At 68.3% G+C, this 21,706-nt stretch carries 19 protein-coding genes and 1 pseudogene; 5 read left to right on the top strand and 15 right to left on the bottom strand.

Annotated features, from left to right (window positions below):
* Positions 1-49 precede the first annotated feature (49 nt).
* Complete coding sequence (locus AC07D6_RS02440) at positions 50-1,036, top strand: Gfo/Idh/MocA family protein (RefSeq protein WP_315878695.1); 987 nt, start codon at positions 50-52, stop codon at positions 1,034-1,036.
* A 6-nt stretch (positions 1,037-1,042) separates the two neighbouring features.
* Here the strand turns inward: AC07D6_RS02440 and AC07D6_RS02435 are convergent, their stop codons facing one another.
* Positions 1,043-2,668, bottom strand: coding sequence for an alkaline phosphatase D family protein (locus tag AC07D6_RS02435; RefSeq protein ID WP_479041301.1), 1,626 nt, complete (start codon positions 2,666-2,668; stop codon positions 1,043-1,045).
* A 96-nt stretch (positions 2,669-2,764) separates the two neighbouring features.
* On the opposite strand from AC07D6_RS02435, the gene AC07D6_RS02430 reads away from it, so the two are divergent.
* On the top strand, positions 2,765-3,526 hold the full coding sequence (locus AC07D6_RS02430) for an SDR family oxidoreductase (RefSeq protein ID WP_479041299.1): 762 nt from the start codon (positions 2,765-2,767) through the stop codon (positions 3,524-3,526).
* A 168-nt stretch (positions 3,527-3,694) separates the two neighbouring features.
* Complete coding sequence (locus AC07D6_RS02425; protein WP_479041297.1) at positions 3,695-4,564, top strand: PhzF family phenazine biosynthesis protein; 870 nt, start codon at positions 3,695-3,697, stop codon at positions 4,562-4,564.
* A gap of 318 nt (positions 4,565-4,882) precedes the next feature.
* Here the strand turns inward: AC07D6_RS02425 and AC07D6_RS02420 are convergent, their stop codons facing one another.
* The 14 genes from AC07D6_RS02420 to AC07D6_RS02355 form a co-directional block, all read right to left on the bottom strand.
* Entirely contained in the window at positions 4,883-6,337 is a 1,455-nt protein-coding gene (locus tag AC07D6_RS02420) for a condensation domain-containing protein (RefSeq protein WP_479041295.1), read from the bottom strand.
* A 2-nt stretch (positions 6,338-6,339) separates the two neighbouring features.
* Positions 6,340-7,314, bottom strand: coding sequence for an LLM class flavin-dependent oxidoreductase (locus AC07D6_RS02415; protein ID WP_479041293.1), 975 nt, complete (start codon positions 7,312-7,314; stop codon positions 6,340-6,342).
* Between the two features lie 55 nt (positions 7,315-7,369).
* Positions 7,370-8,212, bottom strand: coding sequence for an enoyl-CoA hydratase/isomerase family protein (locus tag AC07D6_RS02410; protein ID WP_479041291.1), 843 nt, complete (start codon positions 8,210-8,212; stop codon positions 7,370-7,372).
* Positions 8,209-9,396, bottom strand: a complete 1,188-nt coding sequence (locus AC07D6_RS02405) for a beta-ketoacyl synthase N-terminal-like domain-containing protein (RefSeq protein ID WP_479041289.1) — start codon at positions 9,394-9,396, stop codon at positions 8,209-8,211. Before AC07D6_RS02405 ends, AC07D6_RS02410 begins: the two co-directional genes overlap by 4 nt.
* Positions 9,393-10,235 carry a hypothetical protein gene (locus tag AC07D6_RS02400; RefSeq protein ID WP_479041288.1) on the bottom strand — a complete coding sequence of 281 codons (843 nt, stop codon included), beginning with the start codon at positions 10,233-10,235 and terminating at the stop codon, positions 9,393-9,395. Before AC07D6_RS02400 ends, AC07D6_RS02405 begins: the two co-directional genes overlap by 4 nt.
* A 17-nt stretch (positions 10,236-10,252) precedes the next feature.
* On the bottom strand, positions 10,253-11,188 hold the full coding sequence (locus tag AC07D6_RS02395; protein WP_479041286.1) for a hypothetical protein: 936 nt from the start codon (positions 11,186-11,188) through the stop codon (positions 10,253-10,255).
* A 34-nt stretch (positions 11,189-11,222) separates the two neighbouring features.
* The gene (locus tag AC07D6_RS02390; protein WP_479041284.1) at positions 11,223-12,104 is read right to left on the bottom strand and encodes an LLM class flavin-dependent oxidoreductase; all 882 of its coding nucleotides are present in this window, start codon (positions 12,102-12,104) and stop codon (positions 11,223-11,225) included.
* On the bottom strand, positions 12,101-13,120 hold the full coding sequence (locus AC07D6_RS02385; protein ID WP_479041282.1) for a hypothetical protein: 1,020 nt from the start codon (positions 13,118-13,120) through the stop codon (positions 12,101-12,103). The genes AC07D6_RS02390 and AC07D6_RS02385 overlap by 4 nt, the downstream gene beginning before the upstream one ends.
* Positions 13,121-13,130: 10 nt before the next feature.
* Entirely contained in the window at positions 13,131-13,976 is an 846-nt protein-coding gene (locus tag AC07D6_RS02380; protein WP_479041280.1) for a class-II aminoacyl-tRNA synthetase family protein, read from the bottom strand.
* 42 nt (positions 13,977-14,018) lie between these two features.
* Positions 14,019-14,252: an acyl carrier protein gene (locus tag AC07D6_RS02375; protein ID WP_479041279.1), complete on the bottom strand. Its 234-nt coding sequence runs from the start codon at positions 14,250-14,252 to the stop codon at positions 14,019-14,021.
* 90 nt (positions 14,253-14,342) lie between these two features.
* Positions 14,343-14,594 (bottom strand): phosphopantetheine-binding protein, encoded by a 252-nt coding sequence (locus AC07D6_RS02370; protein ID WP_479041277.1) that lies wholly within the window; start codon positions 14,592-14,594, stop codon positions 14,343-14,345.
* Positions 14,595-14,649: 55 nt separating this feature from the next.
* Positions 14,650-15,642 carry a GDP-mannose 4,6-dehydratase gene (gene gmd / locus AC07D6_RS02365; RefSeq protein ID WP_479041275.1) on the bottom strand — a complete coding sequence of 331 codons (993 nt, stop codon included), beginning with the start codon at positions 15,640-15,642 and terminating at the stop codon, positions 14,650-14,652.
* A gap of 62 nt (positions 15,643-15,704) precedes the next feature.
* Positions 15,705-16,448, bottom strand: a complete 744-nt coding sequence (locus AC07D6_RS02360) for an alpha-1,2-fucosyltransferase (RefSeq protein ID WP_479041273.1) — start codon at positions 16,446-16,448, stop codon at positions 15,705-15,707.
* A complete protein-coding gene (locus AC07D6_RS02355) occupies positions 16,441-17,181 on the bottom strand; it encodes a hypothetical protein (RefSeq protein ID WP_479041271.1) in 741 nt (246 codons plus the stop codon). The genes AC07D6_RS02360 and AC07D6_RS02355 overlap by 8 nt, the downstream gene beginning before the upstream one ends.
* Positions 17,182-18,314: 1,133 nt before the next feature.
* Between AC07D6_RS02355 and AC07D6_RS02350 the strand changes: the two are divergent.
* Together AC07D6_RS02350 and AC07D6_RS02345 are read left to right on the top strand one after the other, a co-directional pair.
* Positions 18,315-18,623, top strand: a pseudogene (locus AC07D6_RS02350) (helix-turn-helix domain-containing protein); the annotation flags it as partial.
* A gap of 1,012 nt (positions 18,624-19,635) precedes the next feature.
* The gene (locus tag AC07D6_RS02345; protein ID WP_479041573.1) at positions 19,636-21,660 is read left to right on the top strand and encodes a beta-galactosidase; all 2,025 of its coding nucleotides are present in this window, start codon (positions 19,636-19,638) and stop codon (positions 21,658-21,660) included.
* Positions 21,661-21,706: the final 46 nt, after the last annotated feature.

Below are 21,706 nucleotides of genomic sequence, written 5' to 3'. Positions count from 1 at the left end.
CTCTCAGCTCGACCAGGATGGTTTAAACGTCAAGCGAAGGGGTCGGGGCGTGGGGCGGAAGGTGCGCTGGGGTGTGCTGGCGACGGGCGGGATCGCCGCGTCGTTCACGCGGGACCTGCTGGAGATGCCGGACGAGGCCGAGGTGGTGGCCGTGGCCTCGCGGTCGGCGGCCCCGGCGGAGGCGTTCGCGGAGCGGTTCGGGATCCCGCGCGCGTACGGGACGTGGGCGGAGCTCGCCGCCGACGACGAGGTCGACGTCGTGTACGTGGCGACCCCGCACTCCGCGCACCGGGCGGCGGCCGGGCTGTGCCTGGAGGCGGGCCGGGCCGTGCTGTGCGAGAAGCCGTTCACGCTGAACGTGCGGGAGGCCGAGGAGCTGGTGGACCTGGCCCGGGAGCGCGGGACGTTCCTGATGGAGGCCATGTGGATGTACTGCAACCCGGTCGTGCGGCGGCTGGTGGAGGTGGTGCGGGACGGGGCGATCGGTGAGGTCCGCACCGTCCACGCCGACTTCGGCCTGGTCACGGCCGACGACCCGGGGCACCGGCTGCGGGACCCGGCCGCGGGCGGCGGGGCGCTGCTGGACCTCGGGGTGTACCCGGTCGCGTTCGCGCAGTTGCTGCTCGGCGAGCCGGACCGGGTCCGGGCCGACGCGCTGCTGTCGCCGCAGGGCGTCGACCTGAACACGGGCGTGCTGCTCGGCTGGGACTCCGGGGCCCAGGCGCTGCTGTCCTGCTCGGTCGTCGCGGACACCCCGCTGACCGCGTCGGTGACGGGGACGGCGGGCCGGATCGAGTTCCCGCGCGGCTTCTTCTTCCCGGAGGGGTTCACGCTGCACCGGGAGGGCCGGGAGCCGGAGGAGTTCCGGGTGGAGCTCCGCCGGGACAGCTACCAGTACGAGGCGGCGGAAGTGATGCGCTGCCTGCGGGCCGGTGAGAAGGAGTCGCCGCTGGTGCCCCTGGACGGCACGCTCGCCGTGATGCGGACGCTCGACGCGGTCCGGGACCGCATCGGCGTCCGCTACCCCGGCGAGTAGCCGCGCCTACACCTGGCGCAGCCCGGGCGCGCCCGCCTCGGTGACGAACGAGGCGGCCGTGGCGACGGGCGCGCCGGGGACGGTGACCGCGGCGACCGTCCGGTAGTCGGCGCGGGCCTGCCGCTCGTCGAAGGTGACGCGGAGGTACCCGCGCCGCCCGTTGTAGTACTTCATGTGCGGGTTGGCGGCGGTCAGGTCGCCCCAGTTGGCGGGCCGGTCGGCGCCGTCCTTGCCGCTGCTGACGGAGGTGGCGACGAGTTCGGTGCCGACGGTCGGCGAGGCGGGGTCGTCGAAGTCGGCCTTCAGGTCGAGGGCGTAGCCGACGTGGACGTCGCCGGTGAGGACCACCAGGTTGTCCACGCCCGCCGCCCGCGCCCCGTCGAGGAAGCGGCGACGGGCGGCGGGGTAGCCGTCCCAGGCGTCCATGGAGAGCTTGAAGTCCGGGCCGGGGACGTTGCGCCGCTGGGCGAGGACGACCTGCTGCGGGACGACGTTCCACAGCGCGTCCGACGCCCGCCAGCCGTCGAGCAGCCAACGCTCCTGCTCGGCGCCGAGCATGGTGCGCGAGGGGTCCTGCGACTCCGGGCCGGGGACCCGCCAGCCGTCGCCGTACGCCTGGTCGGAGCGGTACTGGCGGGTGTCGAGCACGTCGAACTGGGCGAGCCGCCCGAAGCGCAGCCGGCGGTGGACCCGCATGTCGGGGCCGGTGGGCCGCTGGGGCGGGCGCAGCGGCTGGTTCTCCCAGTACGCGCGGTACGCGGCGGCGCGGCGCAGCAGGAACTCCTCGGGCGGCACGTCGTTCTCGGGGGTGCCGCCGGCGTAGTTGTTCTCCGTCTCGTGGTCGTCCCAGGTGACGACGAAGGGGTGCGCGGCGTGGGCGGCCCGCAGGTCCGGGTCGGTCTTGTAGAGGGCGTACCGGAGCCGGTAGTCCTCCAGCGTGACCGTCTCCCGGTTGAAGTGGGCGGGCAGGCGGCGGTCGGTGTAGGCGCGGGCGCCGCCGGTGGCGTTGACGGCGTACTCGTACAGGTAGTCGCCGAGGTGGACGACGGCGGTCAGGTCCGGCTCGTCGGCGAGGTGGCGGTACGCGGTGAAGTACCCGTCGTGGTACGCCTGGCAGGAGACGGCGGCGATGCGCAGCGCGGCCGGGCGGGCGCCCGGGTGCGGGGCGGTGCGGGTGCGGCCGGCGGGGCTGGTCCAGGTGCCGGCGCGGAACCGGTAGTGGTAGACGCGGCCCGGTTCGAGGTGGGCCACCTCCACGTGGACCGTGTGGTCGAACTCGGGGTGCGCGGTGGCCCGTCCGCGCCGGACGACGCGGGTGAACCGCTCGTCGTGGGCGAGCTCCCAGTGGACGGGGACGCGCGCCGCGGGCAGGCCGCCGCCGGGCTCGTACGGGCGGGGCGCGAGGCGCGTCCACAGCAGGACGGACGTGGGGTGCGGGTCGCCGGAGGCCACGCCGAGCGTGAACGGGTCGTCGGCGATCCGGCGCCCGTCGAGTTCGGCGGCCTGGGCGGCGCCCGCGGCCGGGATGCCGACGGCGAAGGCGAGCGCGGCGGCCGCGCCCGTGCCGGCGAGGAAACCGCGTCTGCCGAAGTGGCGGGCGGCTGCGCGGAGTTCGGAGGTGTCGGACGTCATGCGCCGAGTACACCGCCGCGGATCGTCCGGGACGCGACATCCACATGGCGGGCGCGTGAGGTCCGGGTGCCGGACCGTCCCGTACGCTGCGCGCCCATGGACGCTGTGCGGAGGATCGCGGTGGTGACCGGGGCCGGTTCGGGCATCGGCCGGAGCGTGGCGGTGGCGCTGGCGGAGGCCGGGTGGTCGCTCGCCCTGGCCGGGCGGCGCCCAAAGGCCCTGGCGGGAACGGCGGAGCTGGCGGGGGCGGCGGGCGGCGGGGTGCTGTGCGTCCCGACGGACGTCACGTCCCCCGAGGAGGTGGCGGCGCTGTTCGCGGCGGTCCGCGACCGGTTCGGCCGGGTCGACCTGCTGTTCAACAACGCGGGCTCCTTCGCCGGCGGCGGGACGCCCGTCGAGGAGCTGGACCCCGCGACGTGGCGGCAGGTGGTGGACGTGAACCTGACGGGGGCGTTCCTGTGCGCGCAGGCGGCGTACCGACAGATGAAGGAGCAGTCGCCGCGCGGCGGGCGGATCATCAACAACGGCTCCGTCTCGGCGCACGTGCCGCGCCCCCACTCGGTGGCGTACACGGCGACCAAGCACGCGGTCACCGGCCTGACGAAGGCGCTGGCGCTGGACGGGCGCCCGTACGGCATCGCCTGCGGCCAGATCGACATCGGCAACGCGGCGACGGAGATGACGCGGCGCATGGAGGAGGGCATCCTCCAGGCGAACGGCACGTTCGCCCCGGAGCCGGTGATGGACGCGGCGGACGTGGCGCGGACGGTGGTCCACATGGCGTCGCTGCCGCTGGAGGCGAACATCCCGTTCGTGACGGTGATGGCGACGGGGATGCCGTACCTGGGCCGGGGCTGACACCCGCCGCCGAGCGGAACCGGCCGGGAACAGCAGAGAACAGCGGGGCCGCCCGGGAACAGCCGGGACGGCCGGGAACGGCGGGGCCGGCCGGGAACGGCGGAGGGCAGCCGGGAACAGCGGGCCCGGCCGGGAACAAACGGGGGGCACGCGCGGGTTGCGGGGATCATGACGACCGGCGAGGGCACCCCCGAGATCCTGCACTACACCGCGTTCTCCGCCGACCCGGCGGGCGGCAACCCGGCCGGTGTCGTCCTGGACGCCACCGGTCTGGACGACGCGGACATGCTGGCGGTCGCCGCCCGGCTGGGCTACAGCGAGAGCGTCTTCCTGACGCCGCCGCCCGAGGGCCTGGGCGAGCCGGGGCGGGCGTTCACCGTCCGGTACTTCAGCCCGGTCGCGGAGGTCCCGTTCTGCGGGCACGCCACGGTCGCGGCGGCCGTCGCGCTGGGCGAGCGGACCGGCCCGGGCGACCTGGTGTTCGCGACGCGGGCCGGCGAGGTGCCGGTGTCGGTGACCGAGCGGGACGGGGCGCTGCGCGCGACGCTGACGAGCGTGGAGCCGTACGTCGAGGAGGCCGCCGCCGGGGACGTGGCGGAGGCGCTGGCCGCGCTGGACTGGCCGGTCGCGGACCTGGACCCGGCCCTGCCGCCGCGGATCGCCTTCGCGGGCGCCCGGCACCTGGTGCTCGCCGCGGGCTCGCGGGAGCGGCTGGCGGACCTGGACTACGACTTCGAGCGGCTGCGGTCCCTGATGCTGCGCCTGGATCTGACGACCGTGCAGCTCGTGTGGCGGGAGTCGGGGACGGTCTTCCACGTGCGGGACCCGTTCCCGGTGGGCGGCGTGGTCGAGGACCCGGCGACGGGCGCGGCGGCGGCGGCCTTCGGCGCGTACGCCCGCGCCCTGGGCCTGGTCCCGGAGCCGTCCGTCCTCACCCTGCACCAGGGCGAGGACCTGGGCCGCCCGGCGGAACTGACGGTCGAGCTGCGCGCCGGCGACCCGCGCGTCCACGTGTCCGGCACGGGCACCCGCATGTGACGCCCGCGCCGGAGCCCGCACGGTCCCGGCACACGACCGGCGCGGTCCGGGGAGCCCCCGGCCATGGACGACACGGGGGAACGATCCCTCGCGCCGCGTCCGGCCTGCGGTGCGCGTCACCGGGGCGCGGGCCGAGTCCGTCGCGCCTTGCGGCGACGAGCTCCACATCGCTCTCCGCGAGACGTCCGACGAGCGCCGGCCCCACCATCGCCCCGTGCCCGGCGGCCCGCGCGCGTCGGCCGGCCGGCGGAGACGTCACCTCACCCGCGGGAGGAGGCGGGGACCCCCGGTCCGCAACCACCGGGTCCCCCTCCCCTCTCACCGGTCGCTGTCGGAGTCGGCTGCCGGCACCGAGTCCGCGGTGCGACCCTCCTGCGCGAGTGCGAAGAGGCGCTGCATCTCGATTTTCTCAGAGCCGCAGGCGATCTCGACCAAAAGCCGCTCGGTTGAGAGCAGGAGGCCCCGCACATCGGCATCCGGGAAGAACGCCAGGTCGGTGCGCAGTCTCATGTCCGCTTGCTCGGAGAATTCATGGATGTCCAGTGTCAGGTCGCAGAAGCGCACTCCGTCCCCAGGGTCCCCGGGACCGCACACCCCGCGGTCGAGCAGTTGCCTCAGCTCTCGGGGGCCGGTCCTCAGGTGGTCCTCGAGTAGACGCTGCTGGTTGCTCCGCGATTCCGGGTCCAGGCCCTCTACGGGCGTCGTCAGGTTCAAATTCACCAAGTACGGAAAGAAGACGTCCTTCCCGTACTCCGCCCTCATCTCGTCGAACAGCTTTCCCATGAGTGCGGGATCGTGCGCGCCGTGGCGATATGCCAAGATCGTGGCGTTGTGTATCTGGCGGCAGAATTCTTCGAATGTCGGCACCGCGGCGTCGACTGAAATGCTTGAGGATTGCGCAAGTGCGGCGATGGACATCTGGAGGTTCGGGTTGAATCTGTTTCCGCTCGTCAGCGCCAGCGGAAACCTGTCCCTCGACAACCTGGCGGAGAGGACGGTGCAGTAGGCTGCCAGCGTGACGCTCAAGGCGCTCACGTTCACCCTGTGGGAGATGTGCTGGGCCGCGACCACCACGGCCGGCGAGGTGAGCCGGTGCTCCCGCAAGGGAGTTACGGAGCGGTCGGTCGACGGCATGTCGAATCCGGCCAGATCGTGGAACCTGGCGCGATGGTACCTGTCGGCCCGTTCCGCCAATGCCCGTCCGGCAGCGCTCGCCTCGAACTCGGCGATGTGGTGCGGCTGCCATGCGGAGGACGTCAGCACGGGCAGACCGAGACTCCTGCGGCAGATCTCCTGGCACGCGATCTCGGCACCCATGTTGTCCACGGAAGCGTGGTGCATGGCCAAGTAGACATGGGTCGGCCTGCCTTCGAAGGTGACCACCGCGACCCTCACGGGGACCTCGTCGGGTTCGGGCGACAGGGGTCCGAGAAGGGACACGACCTCTGCCGCGTCAAGCTGCGGTGACGCGGCGGACAGCTCGGCCACGGCGATCTCACCGCTGCCCAGTATCTCCTGAACCCATCGTCCGTCCCTGCGGACATAGCGTGTTCGAAGAGCGTCGTTGCTCTCGTAGGTCCGGCGAACGGCCTCAAGGACCCCTTCGATGTCGACCGGGTGGCCGCCCAGCGAGCCGAACTTCGTGACGTAAACGAGGTCCCCGGGCTCGCGCGTGTGAATGTAGCTGAGCATCTCGTCCTGCGCCCAGCCGAGTGCGTAGATGCCCGCGTTGCAGCCTGAGTAAGAAATTCTGTGCGTCTTCAGGATCTCCACCGCTAGGACCTTCCCTGAATTTCTTGAAGCAAGACGTCCAGATTCTTCAAGCTGCTCAACACGGCTTCCGCCGGAAGGCCGAAGTCGATGAGGCAGGCGATTTCGTCGACGCCCATCCGGCTGAACTCGTCGGCGACGGAAAGGGCATGGTCAACCGTGCCGATGAGGCTGCGGCCGTGCAGGTACTTCTCATACGCCGGCTGGACCGCGAGCCGAGCGAGCCTCAGTTGGCTCTGGGCATCCGCGCGGGCGTCGTCCGCGGTCCGCATCAGGTTCATCGCGCTGATGAGGTAGTCCTCCAGCGGGCGGCGAACCTCTTGCTCGACCTCGGACCTGCTCTCCCCCACGTAGGTGTGGAGCATGAGCGTGACGTGTCCTGGGCCCGGGCTTCCGCTGTCCCGAAAAGCCCTGCGGTACTCCTGGATCCGCTGGGCCAGCACCGCGGGGGCCTGGGAGGCCAGATGGGTCAGGACGCCGACACCGAGACGGCCGGCCGCGGCGAAGGTCTCAGGGCTGCCCCCGGAAGAAAGCCAGAGCGGAATTCCCGGACCGCCGTCCCCCCGCGTTTCCCGCAGAGCACGCACGACCTCCGTGACCGACCGGATGCGGTCGTCGAAGCCGGCCGGGTTCAGGACGAAATCGCCACGATTCCACCCTGAAGCGAGCGACACACCGGCCCGCCCGTTCGAGGAGGCGTTGATCAGCCGCCAGTCCCTGGCGATCTGCTCGGGGTCGTGAAGCGGCGCGACAACGCTTCCCGCACGCACCGCGACCCTTTCCGTAACAGCCGCAACGGCTGCCCCGGTGACAGCGGGGTTCGGATAGTTTCCACCGAAGCGATGAAAGTGACGCTCGGGCGTCCACACCGCGGTGAAGCCATGGGTGTCGGCGAACCGCGCGCCCCGCAGCAAGAGGTCGTAACGCTGTGCGGCTTGCCGGGCCGAATCATCCGCGAAGTAGAACAGGCTGAGATCCACGGTCGGGCTTCCTTTCTCCGGCCTGGCCGATTGTTGAGGGGGTGTTCGAGACCGATTACCGGCCGAAGTACTCGGTGCCGTGATCGGGGCCGTGGGCCAAGAAGCCCGCCACCGCGCGACCGTGGTCTGCGGTCCGCGAGACGCGGTGCGCCACCGCCGGCAGGACGGCGTCTGCCGCCGCCACACCGCCACGGAGGTACTCTCCGATGACCTGCTTCGTCGCCGCGTGTGCCCGAGTGGGGCCGGTGGCGAGATCCAACGAGAACGTGCGTGCTTCATCCGCGAACGTCGCCGGCTCGAACAGGGCGTTGACGACCCCCCAGTCCGCGAGCGTCGACGCCCGGTACAGCCTGCCCGTCATCACGAGCTCCCGAGCCCGTGAAACACCTGCCCGTTCGGCGAGGCGTTGCGTCCCGCCCATCGCGGGCGTGAACGCCACTTTCCGCTCGACCAACCCGAACCGCGCTCCGCCCACGGCGACGATGAAGTCGCAGGCCAGCGCGATTTCGAAGGCGGCGGTGAGGGTGAGTGAATGGGCTGCGAACACCGTAGGGCACGGCAGCCGCTCCAAGGCTTGGACGATGCCCAGATTGCGGCGCCAGTACTCCTCCACTTCGTCAGCAGGGGTGTCGCGGAAGATCCGGACATCGACACCCGCGCTGACGACGCGCCCCTCCGCCCTGATCAACAAGGCCCGCGGCACGTTGTGTCCCAACCAGTCGACGGCTGCGGACCATGCCCGCCACATTCCGTCGTCGAAGAGGTTGTGCGGTGGATTGTCCATCGTGAGCACGGCGAGTGGGCCGTCGACCGACAGGTGCAGCGGAGCGTCGGGACCGCCCAGGGCCGCAGGCACCGTGGTGCCGCCCGAATCGGAGTCGGGTACCGGATCGTTCACGGCATCCGCCGGAAGATGCTGATGGCGTTGTTCCCGCCGAATCCGAATGCGTTGTTCTGGACGTAGCGGACGTCCGGGACCGGGCGGGCCGCCCCGGTGACGAGGTTCAGGTCGAGTTCGACCTCGTTCGCATCGACCACGGTCGGCGGCACCAGGCGATGCCTCAGCGTCAAGCAGGCCGCCACGGCGCCGGCCGCGCCCGCAGCGCCCATCATGTGCCCGATCGTTCCCTTCACCGCCGTCACCGCGGCGCGGGGAAAGTCGTCGACGAAGATGCGTCCCTCGATCTCGTCGTTGATGCGGCTGCCGGTGCCGTGGGCGTAGACGACATCGATGTGGGACGCTTCGAGGCCCGCCTCTTCGAGCGCACGGCGATGGCACCTTCTGACTCCCGCGGGATCAGGCGTCGTCGGGTGGCTGGCGTCGTTGCTGATCGATGCCGCGACCAGTTCCGCGTAGGGGTGCTGGTCCTGCCGCAGGGAGCGCTCCGTCTGAAGGACCAGTGCTCCGGCACCCTCGGCGGGTGTGACGAAGCGCCGGTCCCTTGAGAAGGGTCGGCATCCCGTCGGACCGATGGCCTGCAGACTGCTGAAACCGATGATGTTCTTCTGCGAATAGGCATCGCACCCCACCACCACCGCGGTCTCGGCGAGGCCCGAGGCGAGCGCGTCCCGCGCGCAGGAGAGGGCGGCGTTCGTCGATGCGCAAGTGGCCTGTACCGCGAAGGCCGGCCCGGCGCTTCCGACGACCCGGGCGACTGAGGACGGGATGCCGGCGCTCGAAAAGCGTGCGGACCCGTCACCGCCGCCCGCACACACCGCCTCGAGGGCGTCGGCCTGACCGTCACTGGTGCCGACGCACACCACCGATCGGGACAGTGCGGGGTCTCCGGCGAGGAGACCGGCGTCCTCGATGGCTTCCGTCGCGGCGTACGCGGCGTAGACCTCCGCCATCCGGGGCTTCGCGCCCGCCTCGGTCCCGGTCGCGGCGATGGCGGCCTCGCGGGCCGGCTCCGGCACCCGCGCCCCCAGCGCTCCGGGCTTCATTCCGGCGTAAAGGGGCGGCAGTTCGTCGAAGAGGGGTGTGGCTGAGCAGAGGCCGTCCCAGTAGGCATGCCTGCCCGCTCCTGCGGGTGAGATGATTCCGACACCCGTCACAAACACCCTCGGCGCGGTGGCTGTCATCGGCCGCTCCGTCCCATGTTCGCACCCGACTCTGACAGACGGGTGATCGTCACTTTCCCGCGGCGCCCTCCGAAGCCGAGGCATTCCATGCTGACGCCCTCCCCGATTTCCATGCGCTGGGCGGCCCGGAGGAGATCCGCCAGGGCGAAGGCACTGTTGCGGCCGTAGCGATCTCCGGTGGTTCCGGTCGGCCCGTGCAGGCATATCCGGGGGAGCCGCGGTTCGCCGGTCTCGTCTTCTTCGTCCGGCGCGTCGAAATCAAAGCGTGCTTCGAATTCGGAGCCCGCCGTGAGACACGCGTGAACGAGCCCGGATTCACACGCGAGTTCCGGTGTTTCTTTCCTGGCGTCCTCACGGGATTCCGGGCAGTAGACGTCCCCCACGAGCAACCTGCTCCCGGAGCTCTCCGGGTACCCCAGGGCACACAGCGCCTGCCAGAATGCCATGATCGGAGTGAGGAGGCCGGCGTTGATCGTGTAGTTTCCGCCGGTGGCTCCGATGCGCATGCTCAGAAATGCCGCAGCGGAACTTGAGGTCGCGCTCGGGAAGTACTGCGGGGACAGTCGCCGCCCCTGGGACTCTGCCGCACGCTGAAGTCCCAGGAGAGCGGGGGTGTTCCCGTACTCGGTGCCGACGACGATGACCTGGTTGGCGGCCTCTTGGGATGCGTCGTGGGACCTCCCCACCGCGTAGAGGCACATGCGAGTGAACCAGTCGCGATAGCGGTCGCCGCCGGTTCCTATGACGTCGTACAGGTCATCGGGCGGAGAGGAAGGCTCAGAGGAGTCACCTGGTAGGTCGAGGGCGACCAGGTCAACCTCGCCGAAATTGAACTTCAAGATTTCACCTTCAGCCGCTAGGTGCGGCGCTCATAACTCATCCGGGCTACAAGTTTCACAGGTACATCCGCTGCACCGTGTTGTATCAACGGCTCTTCGAAGTGGTCACTTCGTATCCGCCACAGAACGTTGCGCGGAGATCTCGTGGGCGGCCAGTCGTCCGCTCTGACCACGCCCCAGTGTGCGAGAGTCTGAAGGAAGAACGGGTCCGCAGCGACCCACTGCCCGTTCACGTCGACGTCGAGCCATATGTGCGGTACGAGAAAAGGGGTGCCCACGAAGTACCCCGATGCCTGACGCACCAGCAGTCCGGCTTCGGCGGCCACGTCGGCGAGATGGATACTTGCTGACCTGCAGTCGGCGATGCGGTACTCGCGGAGGAAGTCCATGTCCTGCGCGAGTTCGGGACTGAGCCTGTGGAAGTGGAGCTTTTCGGCCTCCTCGACGAGAGCAGCGAAACCGTCCCGGAACGTATGGTCGTCATTCAGTAGCTGTACGTCCAGGTCCGCGTTCCAGCCGGAGCTGCCACGCGCTGCCGGTCCTGCTGACTGGCTTTCGATTCGAGGGCTCATGGTGAAGTTGCAGCCACAATCCCCTGCGTGCCCCGGGACCGGACAGGACCATGAAATCTGTACCGTACAGCGGGCCGTGGCCAAACGAGCCGGGTTCTTGAACGTTCTCGCCCAGAGCGACATGGCGGCACGGCTCGCCGACGGAAGCTCCAGGTCCAACCCCAGATTTTCAAGGTCCAGCGGGTCGAACGCTACCTGATCACCCCGGCCCTTACGGGGAAATCCCATGCCGATCAGAACGTCGACAAGCTCGCTGTTGACGCCGTAGACCGTACGGGCCTCTGCCGGTGACACGCTGTACGACCTGCACCACTCGGGTTTCACCAGTGCACGATCTACGGCTTGTTCGAGCCTTTGCGGGTCTATATCGTCGTATCCCATGTCCACTCACCCTTGAAGCAAAATGAAGATGAGATCACTCTCGTCGCGCGGTCCCGCTCGTCGCCGTCAAGTCGTTGGCGCGCGCGAGCTCTGCGATGGCCTCGGTGAGACGGCCGCGGGCCGCTTCGATGTCGAGCTCGTGTACGACTTCCTCGACGCCGAGGGCATGGATTCCCTGGACCTCTTCCGGCCCCAGTGCCGTGCCGACCGCGACGGCCACTCGTCCCGGCCTTCCGTTCACTTCCCGGAACTGCTCTTGCAGCAGTGCGACCCGCTCCGCGACCTGATCGAAGGCGAGGTCATCGGTGATGTAGACGCCGGTGTTCATCTCGGCGGAGAGCCCGAGTCCCAGCCCGTCGCCGCGGTCGGCAAGCCAGAACGCCGGATCGGCCTGCTGCGGGGCAGGGTAGGTGCGCACGCTGTACTCCTCCTCTCCGGGCCCGGTTCGGAGGACGTCCTTCCCGCTCCAGAGGTGCCGGAGGGAGAGGATCTGCGCACGGACGCGGTCGGCGCCCTCGGCACGACCGCCTACGACCGGCTCCCCCTCCTTTCGGCGCCCGACCCCCGAGAGCAGTTCAACGCGCGTGTTCGAGAGGTTGTCCACGACCGACCAGTCCTCCGCTACGCGCAGGGGATCGTGTCCCGGTCGTTCCGCCATTTCGACACGCACTCGGATGCGCCGGGTGCTGACCGACACGGCCGCGGCTACGAGCGCGGGATTGGGCTGGGCCTCGTCGATGCCTCGGTCACCCTGCGTCAGCCATATCGAGTGGAATCCGCAGAGCTCCGCGATACGCGCGGCTTCCACCACCGCCCGCCAGCCCTCTTTCTCCCAACTGCCGCCGACGCCGACTACTACCGAAAGCCCGCAGAGCCGTTCGTCGTCACCGCGCTGCGCCTCGCGCGAAGTCGTCATTTCTTGTTCCTCAACTCCGTGGCCAGAGTTTTCCATAGATGGTCGGTGGCCGTACTCAAACGCTCGAAGCGCTCGTCCATGCGAGCCGCGATCGATGTCGAGGACGTGGCTTCGAACTTGAGCGACTGCAGCCCGAGCACACGCCAGTCGTCCATGAGCGCCCGGCACAGGTCGGAGACGTGCTCCGGTGCTCCGGCCCGGCGCAATGAGTGTTCAAGCAGTTTGAGGCTCGGGAGAACGTAGAGAACGTTCACATGGTCGAAGAGACGTCGTGCCGCACGCTTGGAGACGCCCTCTGGGCCCGCCATGGCTTCTCGGCACAGAAGCCCGTACTCGTGGATGGCGTTGGAGTAACGGGAATTCGCGCGGAATGCCTCCGCTTGTCTCAGGAGGCCCGTCACCGCGACGTTCCTGCTGTCGTCCGCGTGTTCACGCGCCGCGACCAATGTGTGGAAGCGTCCCATGTGATCGAGGGACTTGGAGCGTATGCGGTCAAGAATTGCGCCTTCGAACGCGGTGTCCGTCATCCAGGCAACACAGGAATAACGGCTGCGCTCATCGACGAGCGAGTCGAAGACCTTGACCTGTCTCAGGTCCGCCGACTGCTCCAGGACCAGGACGGCGTGCATGAAGCCCGGATGGGAGGAGTAGACATCGGCATAGTCCAGATGCGCGGAGTTGACCCAGACGACGACGCCGGCGTACTCGGCCAGCAAGTCCCGCAGTTGCTCACGCCACTCGTCCGGCTTGATCGCGACGGCTCGGGTCTCGTACCCGAGCGAGGTCAGACCGGAGAGGATGACGGACTCCACTCCGAACACCAGCTCCGGGCACGACCGTTCATCCAGGCCGGCCTGGAGGAGGTAGCCGTCCCCGGCCTCCATGATGGCCGCCTCCTCGACCTGCCGGCCGAGGAGGAGGGCCATCCGCTGGAAACTCCCCGAGAAGCAGTTGCGGGCCGCTACGGGGAATTGTTCGACCTTGCCCGCCTCCACGCGCTCGATGTCAGATTCCATGAGCGGACCTTCAGATCTCGTCGAGCGCGGCGATGAGACGCTGGGGGTCGTGGTCCTCCGTGTGGGCCAGCAGGCCCAGCAGCATGCGCTCGATACCGAAGGCGATGCACATGGAATGCATCGCGGGGCCCTCCGCCGCGGTACCTATGTGAAAGGCCGTGGTGAACAGGTCTTGGTGCAGGTTGCGAGAGCCGATGGCGACCTCGCTCCCGTCGCCCCAGGGAACGGATATCTCCCTCTTGACGCCGCGTGCGAGCTGCACCCTGCGCGTCACCTCTGCGCGGTCGCCGTAGAAGACGTCGTTCGCCTTGTTGACGGACACCTGGCTGTGCAGCTTGCCGACCAGGTCGACGGCTTCGTTGAACGCCGACTCGCCGCGGCTCGCCACCAGGTCTTCATCGCCGATGAGGACGAACTCACGCATCGTGAAGCTCGCCAGTCGGAAGGCCTCGGACGAGGGCTCGAACCGGTGACAGGTCCCGCGTGCCGTGTAGCAACGCAGGTCCCAGCGCTGGTCGATGCCCGAGAGGTGGGCGAAGGTGTGGTAGCAGGTGGAAGGGCTGAGAACCCACTCGTCCTGCTTCGAAATCTCAACCGAAGCGACCTCGTGGGGCACCGCGCTCATGGGGATGCAGGGGAGCTTGTCGAAGAAGTCGATCGCCTCGAGCACATCCCGCTGAACCAAAGTGGTACAGGAATGTGGAACAAGCTGGAAGCGCTTCTCGAAGAAGCGAACCAGCGCACGGTCCAGTGCTTCGAAGGCTTCGAAGAGCGGACCGTGGAACCGGTAGCCGATGAGCCCGGTCTCATTCACTACTGAGGAAATCAATCGCTGGGCGTGCAACTCGTCGAGCATGGCATCGCCGCGTGCCTTGGAGACCTCCTGCGCTCCTTGCATTCAGCTCGCCGCCCGGCTGACCTCGAGCCAAAGTTCTTCGACGGTTTCCACGTTCGCCGAAACGTCATCGCTCAACTCGACGTTGTATTCGCTCTCCAGGTTCACGATGAGGTCCATGAGCTTCAGCGAATCGACGCCTAGCTCACTCCGCAGGTTCTGCTCACCGGTGATCACCAGGTCCTCCGGAAGTTCCGCGACGGACCGCAATATGCCTTCGAATCGGGCATCGAACATTGTCGCTCTACCTTCTTTCTTTCACGTGGTGCGCCGACCTTTGACCGGCGCAGGCTGCGCGGTCTGAGGGAGGCACCGGCCTACGTGGGGCTACGCGAGGTACTTCAGCACCGTGAGCCGTAGACTGCGGATGCTCTTGAAGGTCTCAAAAGAAAGATCCTCGTCGGACAGTGAGATGTTGAAGGCTTGCTCCACTGCCACGACGATTCCGATCGTGCCCACCGAATTCAAGCCCAAGTCCTTCAGATCGTCATCCGGACGGATGGGAACATGGGGTTCGAGGTCGGGGCAATACTCCCTGACGATGCCTTCCAGCTGCGCATCGATCGTTTCTGTGCTCATGCGGGACCTCCTCCATCAGGGAGTCGAAAATCGTTCAGTTGTGCCGGCTGTTCGTTCATCCTGAACGCTGCGCGAGCACGGTCTTGAGGTCTTCGTCGACCATCAGCGAAGCCAGCTCCGGCATGAGCGTCTTCGGTTTCCAGCCGAGTTCGACGGCGGCCTTCGAGGCGTCGCCGATCAGCGAGTCCACTTCCGTCGGACGCAGGTAGCGGTCGTCGAACCTGACGTACCGTTCCCAGTCCAGCCCGACGTGCCCGAACGCCTGCTCCAAGAAATCCCGGACGGTGTAGGCGGTCCCGGTGGCCACGACGTAATCGCTGGGTTCGTCGGCCTGCAGCATGAGCCACATCGCCTCGACGTACTCCTTGGCGTATCCCCAGTCCCGCACTGCGTCGAGGTTGCCCATGTGGAGCTTCCTGTCGTACCCGGCCTTGATCTGCGCGACCGCATGCGTGATCTTGCGCGTGACGAACGCCTTGCCTCGTCGCGGCGACTCGTGGTTGAACAGGATGCCGTTCGCGACGAACATCCCGTGTGCCTCCCGGTAGTTCCGGGCCACCCAATACGCGTAAGTCTTCGCCGCGCCGTACGGGCTCCGGGGCCAGAAGGCGGTGTTCTCGTTCTGCGGAGGCGGCGAGGCGCCGAACATCTCCGAGCTGGAGGCCTGGTAGAAACGGCAGTCGAGCTTCAGGAGCCTGATCGCCTCCAGGATCCGAGTCGTCCCCATGCCGGTGACGTCACCGGTGAACTCGGGCTGGTCGAAGCTGAGTCGCACGTCGCTCTGGGCGGCGAGGTGGTACACCTCGTCGGGCTGGACCTGTTGGAGGAGGGCCATCAGACGCGAGCCCTCCGTGAGGTCTCCGTAGTGCAGGTGCAGTCTGGGCTCCTCCGCGTTCAACGCGGTGCTCAGATGCGCCAGGCGCCCGACGTTGGATGTGGACGCTCGCCGGACGACCCCGTGAACCTCGTATCCCTTTTCCAGTAGGAGTTCCGCCAGATATGAACCGTCTTGGCCGGTCAGGCCGGTAATCAATGCCTTCTTGGTCATATCCTTGCATTTCTCTTCTTGGATGGAAATCTTATGACGGTGAGGAGTGGGGGCCGATGTCGTCAGTCGCCCGGTATCCAATGTGCGGGAGTTATCCACTCCGATACGACATCGCTGTGCTCGGGCGTATACCAGTGACGGGGGTAGACGATCTCGGTCGAGCCGGAGAGGAAGGCACCCCACCAGGAAAATGACGAATTGGCGATGACGAGCCGGCTGCAGCGCGTCATGCAGGCGAGATCGAGGAAGCCGGCCGGCTGGCAGGTCATACGAGCGCCGTCGAGGAACGGCATGTGTTCCGTGACCCACTGCGGATCGTCGGTGAAGACGATGATGTTCGTGGCCGAGAAGCGCTCGATCGCCTCGCGATAGTAGCGTGCCGTCGGCAGAGGATATTTGTCCGGGTATTGAAGGTAGTCGCCGCGTCGGACATGGATGCCGGTCACATCACCGCGCTCGAGGACCTCGCCGTAGAGCGCGTCGACTTCATCGAGGACATGCTTGGCCGGCGTCAGATACTCTCTGACCTGCTGCTGGTACGGCCACCACAGTCGGAGGTCCTGCAGCACAAACCTGTCCACCGGCTTGAGGTAATCCACGAGCTCGTAGACTTGAACGTCGTTCTCGTCGGGCAGCGCGAACCATGAACGCGGAAGGTTGAAGGCGTCGGCGTATATCCAGGCCGGCAGCCGTATGGGCAGGCCGAGTTCCAGCGAGCGGCCTATCACGGCGGCGATCTGCCACAGTTGGTTTCCGAGCCTGCCCTCGAGGCCGAGGGTGGAGAACGTGACTGCGCGCTCACGCATTGCGCGTTACCTCCTGCGGATCGATCGCCGGTGCCGCGGCCGGCTGTGTGGCGGCCAGCAGTCGGGCGAGACGCTGATAATGCGTGAAATGAGATCCGGCGATGAGCGAGTCGTCGCCCGGGCCCGGATATCCGCCCGACCAATCACTGACCTGGCCGTGCGCTTCGGAGATCAGCAGCGAAGCGGCAAGCCTGGCGGCCTCGTTGGCCACCCGGCCCAGGAAACCGGCCGCACGGCCCTCGGCCACGTCGAGCAGAGCAAGAACTTCCGACCCGGCCGGAATGACGCGGTAACCGGATTCTGTACATGCTTTCTCAACGGCGTCCAGCCGCTCTCCAGCAGGCACCGACCAGCCCACGTTCTGAGCCGTCTCCGCCTCCGGGGTGCCCGAGTCCGTCTCCTCGTGGCGCGGCACCGACCTTTCGCCCAGCGTCGCACTGTGAACCGACCCGGTTGTCGAGACATACACTGCGGCGCTGGTGAGAACGCCGGCAGTCGTCCAGGCAAGGGACGTGGTGTAGCCGATGACGGACTCCGTGTCGTCGTGGAGCGCCGAGGAGCCGAGGTACCAGCGAGTTCGGTTGTCCGGATTCTCCGGTCCGCCTGCCGGGCAGGCTTGCGTCAGAAAATCGTAGACCTTCCGGTCTGCTTCGATGTGATCCGCGCTGTCCGCTGCGTTCAGAATGGCTGCGCGAACAGTCTCTGTTTGCTTCAGCAGCAAATTGGTCCACATATTACCCGCCTTTGAAGTCTCTCCATGGGTACCTCTTCAACCGCGCCATGTCACGGTTCGAGTCAACGTGCAGGCTGGTTTACTGATTGATTACTTCTGCAGTCTCTTTCTGGTGACTGTCAGCGGGCTTCAGACTTTGCCCATGAGAGCTCCACCCCATCCGGGTGAAGCCGACTTCAGGCTGACGGCATGCGTGGATCCGGCACGCAAGAGAAGTAGCAGGAATAGAGGCCAGCGCAGCCGTTGTGCTGCCCACGTCTGCCGCGCGGCCCTCCGACATTAGATCAACATCGATAAGTCGGGTTGTCAAGGCGCCGAGTGTGCGGAGTAAATCCCTTTTGACCCGTCCGTAGACTAGTTTTATCCCATTTCGGGGCCTCGCTTCGCACCGCGGCGCCCCCGCGGGCAATCGGCGGCTGTCGATCCACGACCCGAGGGGGAAGCGCGTCCACCGGGGCGGCGACCGCGGATCCTCGCCCACCACCGGCGTCCACCCGACAGTGCGGGCGAGCCCGCTGGTCCACCGCGCGCAACTGCCGCGGCAGGGGTGGCCGTTGACGTCGCAGCACGTCGACCCTAGGATCGCGTTCGCCGCTACGGGCGGTTGCCGAAATTTCGAACACCCACCTTGCTGTAGCGACCTGCGGCTTCCGCGAGCACGTCACCGACAGGGACGTCGGCTCGGGCACGCCTGCCGACGGGTCCTCCACCGACGGCACCCCCTTCACTCGTGAGGGCAACGGGGTGGCGCCGGTCTTCTCCGGTGCCGGGTTCGGCTACGGCGCGGCCCCGCTGCTGCCGTCTTCGGCAAGGGCCCATGTCGGCGGGGCGCAGCGGTGCCACCGGTGAGGACGCGTACGAACCCGGCCGCGTACGTCGTCGTTCCTCTGCCCTGTGGTCTCGTCCCGGGGCACGCACCACCTGGCGATCAGCCCCGTGATCCGAGCGGGCCCGGACGGCCCCGCCGCGGTCCCCGCCACGCAGGAGGCGGCGGCTGAGAGGCGCCGTGCCCGCGTTCACCTGCTGCACCACGGCACCCACCTCTTCCTCGACCGGCCTTGACGGAAGTGGCGTGTCCGGTCCTTGTGTCCTCGCGGCAACGACCACCGCCCCGGTTCCGCGACCGAGGCGTGCTGCTGGTCGCCGCGTACTGGCGCACGAACCCCTCCCTGCGGCAACCGGCCCCGCTGTTCGGGGCGTCGAAGCCGGCCGCGGACCGCGTCATCGACCGCCCCGGCCCGTCGCTCGCGCTCCAGCAGCGCAAGGGCTCCCGCGAGGACACCGTGCTGACCGTGGACGGCACCCCGGTCCCCACCCGCGACCACGCCGTCGCCGGGCAGTCCAGGAGCCACCGCTGCTCCACCGACCACCGGGTCGTCCTCGACGCCGACACCCGCCTCGCCGTCACCGTCGGCCGGCCGGTCACCGGCAACCGCAACGACTGGCCCGGCAGCGTCGGGCCGTCGGCGTTCCCACCGCCGTGGTGAAGGCTCGACGTGGCCGAGGGAACTCTCCCGGTCCGGACGGGAGGGGGCGATCCGCCGGCCCTTCGGCACGTCCGGGCGCGGGCGCCACGGGGAGTACCGCTCTTCGGCGTTCGTCACCGCCGGCCGGCCTCACCGTTGCGGTCGAAGGGGTTGCCGCTCGTCGGTCGACCCCTTTCGGTCCGGAGCGATCGGGCAGAAACCGCACCGGGAGAGTGGAGAACCCGGTCAGAAGTCGGACCGGATGGGCAGCGCCCCGTCGGTCTGCCCCACGCCGGTGGTGAAGTCCCGCAGCACCATGAGCAGTTCGCGGACCTCCACGTTGCCGCGCTCGGGCGGGAAACCCGCGCTGTCCCGGTGGGGCCCTGGTGTCCTCGTGGCGGGAGGCCACCCAGAACCCGCGGTGGCCGTCGACCGGAGGGTTCCGGTGCACCGGGGCGGTGTCGCGCGGGTGGCGCCGGAACGCTTCGAGGCCGTGGTCCACGAAGGGGTTCGGGTCGCCGAGGTCCCCAGTGTTCCGCGCCGGCCCGCCCGCACCCGAGGCCCCCGGGCCGGTGGATCCGTGTCCGTTCAACGGCCTTCACAAGGCTTCCCCGATCACTACCGTGAGCACTCGGGGCCTGCTACTGTGAACGCTCCCAGTAGATCATCCAAGCGCTCACGAGTAGAGCGCGTCCCCTGGTGATGGGCGCGGACCAAGACGGGCCGTTGGCCATCGAGGCTGCTACACGGCTAGTTGCCCTACACCGGCCCGCCCGTACCTGAGTCGTCGGGCAGTCGGACCCGTGTCTGGTCAAGGGCTTTCGCAAGACTTTCAGATCACTATCGTGGGCACTTTGGCCCTGTTACTGTGAACGCTCCCAGTGGATCATGGGACGCACTCACGAGCAGGGCGCGTCCCGTGGCGAAGGAGAGATGAGCCAGATTGAGCGATCCGGAACAGAAGGCGGATGCCGGCCAGAAGCCGTACATGTTGCCGCGCCTGGACCGTCTGGCGTTCGGAGCGGACTACTACCCGGAGCAGTGGCCGGAGGAGGTGTGGAAGCAGGACGTACGGCTCATGCAGGAGGCCGGCGTCAACCTGCTGAGCGTGGGGATCTTTTCCTGGGCACTGGTGGAACACGCTCCGGGTGACTTCCACTTCGAGTGGTTGGACCGGGCTCTGGACCTCCTGGCCGAGGCCGAGATCAAGGTCGCGCTGGCCACGCCGACGGCTGCCCCGCCGGCTTGGTTCTTCGCGAAGCATCCCCAGGCCCGCCCGGTCACGGCGGACGGCAAGGTGCTGGGCATCGGCGCCCGCGAATCCTACTGCCCGAGCTCGCCGGAGTTCCGTGACGCAGCTGCCCGTGTCACCGGTGCCTTCGCCGAGCGCTACCACGACCATCCGGCACTCGCCCTGTGGCACTGCCACAACGAGTACGGCGCACACGTCAAGACCTGCTACTGCGACCGGAGCACCGAGGCGTTCCGCGACTGGCTGGCGGCTCGCTACGGCACGTTGGAGGCACTCAACGAGGCATGGGGAACGACCTTCTGGAGCCAGCGCTACTACGCGTGGAGTGAGATCCAGACCCCCCGGATCGCACCCATGCCGGTCAACTCGGCCCAGAAGTTGGACTTCATGCGGTTCACCACCGACGAGTACCTCGCGTGCTACCTGTTGGAGCGCGACATCCTGCGCGCGGCGACCCCGGACGTTCCGATCACCACCAACTTGATGGCCGGGGCCCACGACGCGATGGACTACTGGCGCTGGGCACCGGAGATGGACCTGATCGGCAGCACCAACTACCTGATGGCCGAGCAGCCCAGGAACCACCTCGGTCTGTCCCTGTCCGCGGACCTGTCCCGGTCCTTGGCGCACGGCGAGCCGTGGCTCCTGATGGAGCACTCCACCGGTGCCGTCAACTGGCAGCGCCGCAACATCGCCAAGCTGCCGGGGCAGATGCGCTGCAACAGCCTCACCCACATCGCCAGGGGCGCCGACGGCGTCATGTTCTTCCAATGGCGAGCCTCGCGCTTCGGCAGCGAGAAGTTCCATTCCGCCATGGTCCCCCAGGCGGGGACCGACGCAGCCGTCTGGCGGGACGTGGTCGCGCTGGGCGGTGACGTTCGGGCACTGGGCGAGATCCGCGGCACCCGCGTGCGGGCCGACGTCGCCGTCGTGTTCGACTACGAGTCCTGGTGGGCGATGGAGTTCGAGGACAAGCCCATCGCGGACCTGGCCTACGGGGACGGGATGCAGGCGTTCTACGAAGCGCTCTGGAACCAGAACCTGACGGTCGACTTCGTCAAGGCCACCGACGACCTCGGGAACTACCCGCTGGTTCTCCTGCCCAGTCTCTACCTGCTGTCCCGCGAGGGGACCGCGAACCTCACGCGCTACGTCGAAGCCGGCGGCACGCTGCTGGTCTCGTACTTCTCCGGCATCGTCGACGAGAACGACCGGATCCACGAGGGACCGTTCCCGGGCGGCCTGCGCGACGTCCTCGGCCTGACGATCGAGGAGTTCCACCCCCTGTACGTCGACCAGGAGGTCGACCTCGACGGAACGCTCCGCGGCGACTACTGGTCGGAGCGGGTGGTCCCCCGCGGCGCCGAGAGCGTCCTGACCTTCCGCAGCGGTCCGGACCGGGGACACCCGGCACTGACCCGGAACACGGTCGGGGACGGTGCCGCCTGGTACCTGGCCACCCGGCTCGACATCGCCGGCCTGGAACAGGTGCTGGACATGGTGCGGGAGCAGAACCCGGCGATACCGCACCGGCCGGAGATCCCGGCCGAGGTGGAAATGGTGACCCGGGTCGGCGACGGGGTGAGCTACCGGTTCCTGATGAACCACGGCAAAGCGCCGGTCGACGTCCCGGCGACCGGCACCGACCTGCTCAGCGGGGTGAGGTACGACGGCTCGGTGCCGCTGCAGCCCTTCGGCGTCGTCGTCCTTCGCACCCCCGAACCGGCGGAAACCGGTGACACCCGCCGGAAACTCGGCTGAGGGAAACCGCGAGGTGTCCGTAATGGTCGGCCGTCACACTCGTCGC

This window comes from Streptomyces sp. NPDC045287, from assembly GCF_056432325.1.
This window is presented reverse-complemented; position numbering and strand designations above follow the sequence as displayed.

Excerpts from the sequence above, each read along its gene's own strand:
- AC07D6_RS02395 (WP_479041286.1), bottom strand. The coding sequence starts at position 11,188 with ATGGGATACGACGATATAGACCCGCAAAGGCTCGAACAAGCCGTAGAT.
- AC07D6_RS02430 (WP_479041299.1), top strand. The coding sequence starts at position 2,765 with ATGGACGCTGTGCGGAGGATCGCGGTGGTGACCGGGGCCGGTTCGGGC.
- AC07D6_RS02385 (WP_479041282.1), bottom strand. The coding sequence starts at position 13,120 with ATGGAATCTGACATCGAGCGCGTGGAGGCGGGCAAGGTCGAACAATTC.
- AC07D6_RS02390 (WP_479041284.1), bottom strand. The coding sequence starts at position 12,104 with ATGACGACTTCGCGCGAGGCGCAGCGCGGTGACGACGAACGGCTCTGC.
- AC07D6_RS02360 (WP_479041273.1), bottom strand. The coding sequence starts at position 16,448 with ATGCGTGAGCGCGCAGTCACGTTCTCCACCCTCGGCCTCGAGGGCAGG.
- gmd (WP_479041275.1), bottom strand. The coding sequence starts at position 15,642 with ATGACCAAGAAGGCATTGATTACCGGCCTGACCGGCCAAGACGGTTCA.
- AC07D6_RS02375 (WP_479041279.1), bottom strand. The coding sequence starts at position 14,252 with ATGTTCGATGCCCGATTCGAAGGCATATTGCGGTCCGTCGCGGAACTT.
- AC07D6_RS02425 (WP_479041297.1), top strand. The coding sequence starts at position 3,695 with ATGACGACCGGCGAGGGCACCCCCGAGATCCTGCACTACACCGCGTTC.
- AC07D6_RS02345 (WP_479041573.1), top strand. The coding sequence starts at position 19,636 with ATGTTGCCGCGCCTGGACCGTCTGGCGTTCGGAGCGGACTACTACCCG.
- AC07D6_RS02435 (WP_479041301.1), bottom strand. The coding sequence starts at position 2,668 with ATGACGTCCGACACCTCCGAACTCCGCGCAGCCGCCCGCCACTTCGGC.
- AC07D6_RS02355 (WP_479041271.1), bottom strand. The coding sequence starts at position 17,181 with ATGTGGACCAATTTGCTGCTGAAGCAAACAGAGACTGTTCGCGCAGCC.
- AC07D6_RS02405 (WP_479041289.1), bottom strand. The coding sequence starts at position 9,396 with ATGACAGCCACCGCGCCGAGGGTGTTTGTGACGGGTGTCGGAATCATC.
- AC07D6_RS02380 (WP_479041280.1), bottom strand. The coding sequence starts at position 13,976 with ATGCTCGACGAGTTGCACGCCCAGCGATTGATTTCCTCAGTAGTGAAT.
- AC07D6_RS02370 (WP_479041277.1), bottom strand. The coding sequence starts at position 14,594 with ATGAGCACAGAAACGATCGATGCGCAGCTGGAAGGCATCGTCAGGGAG.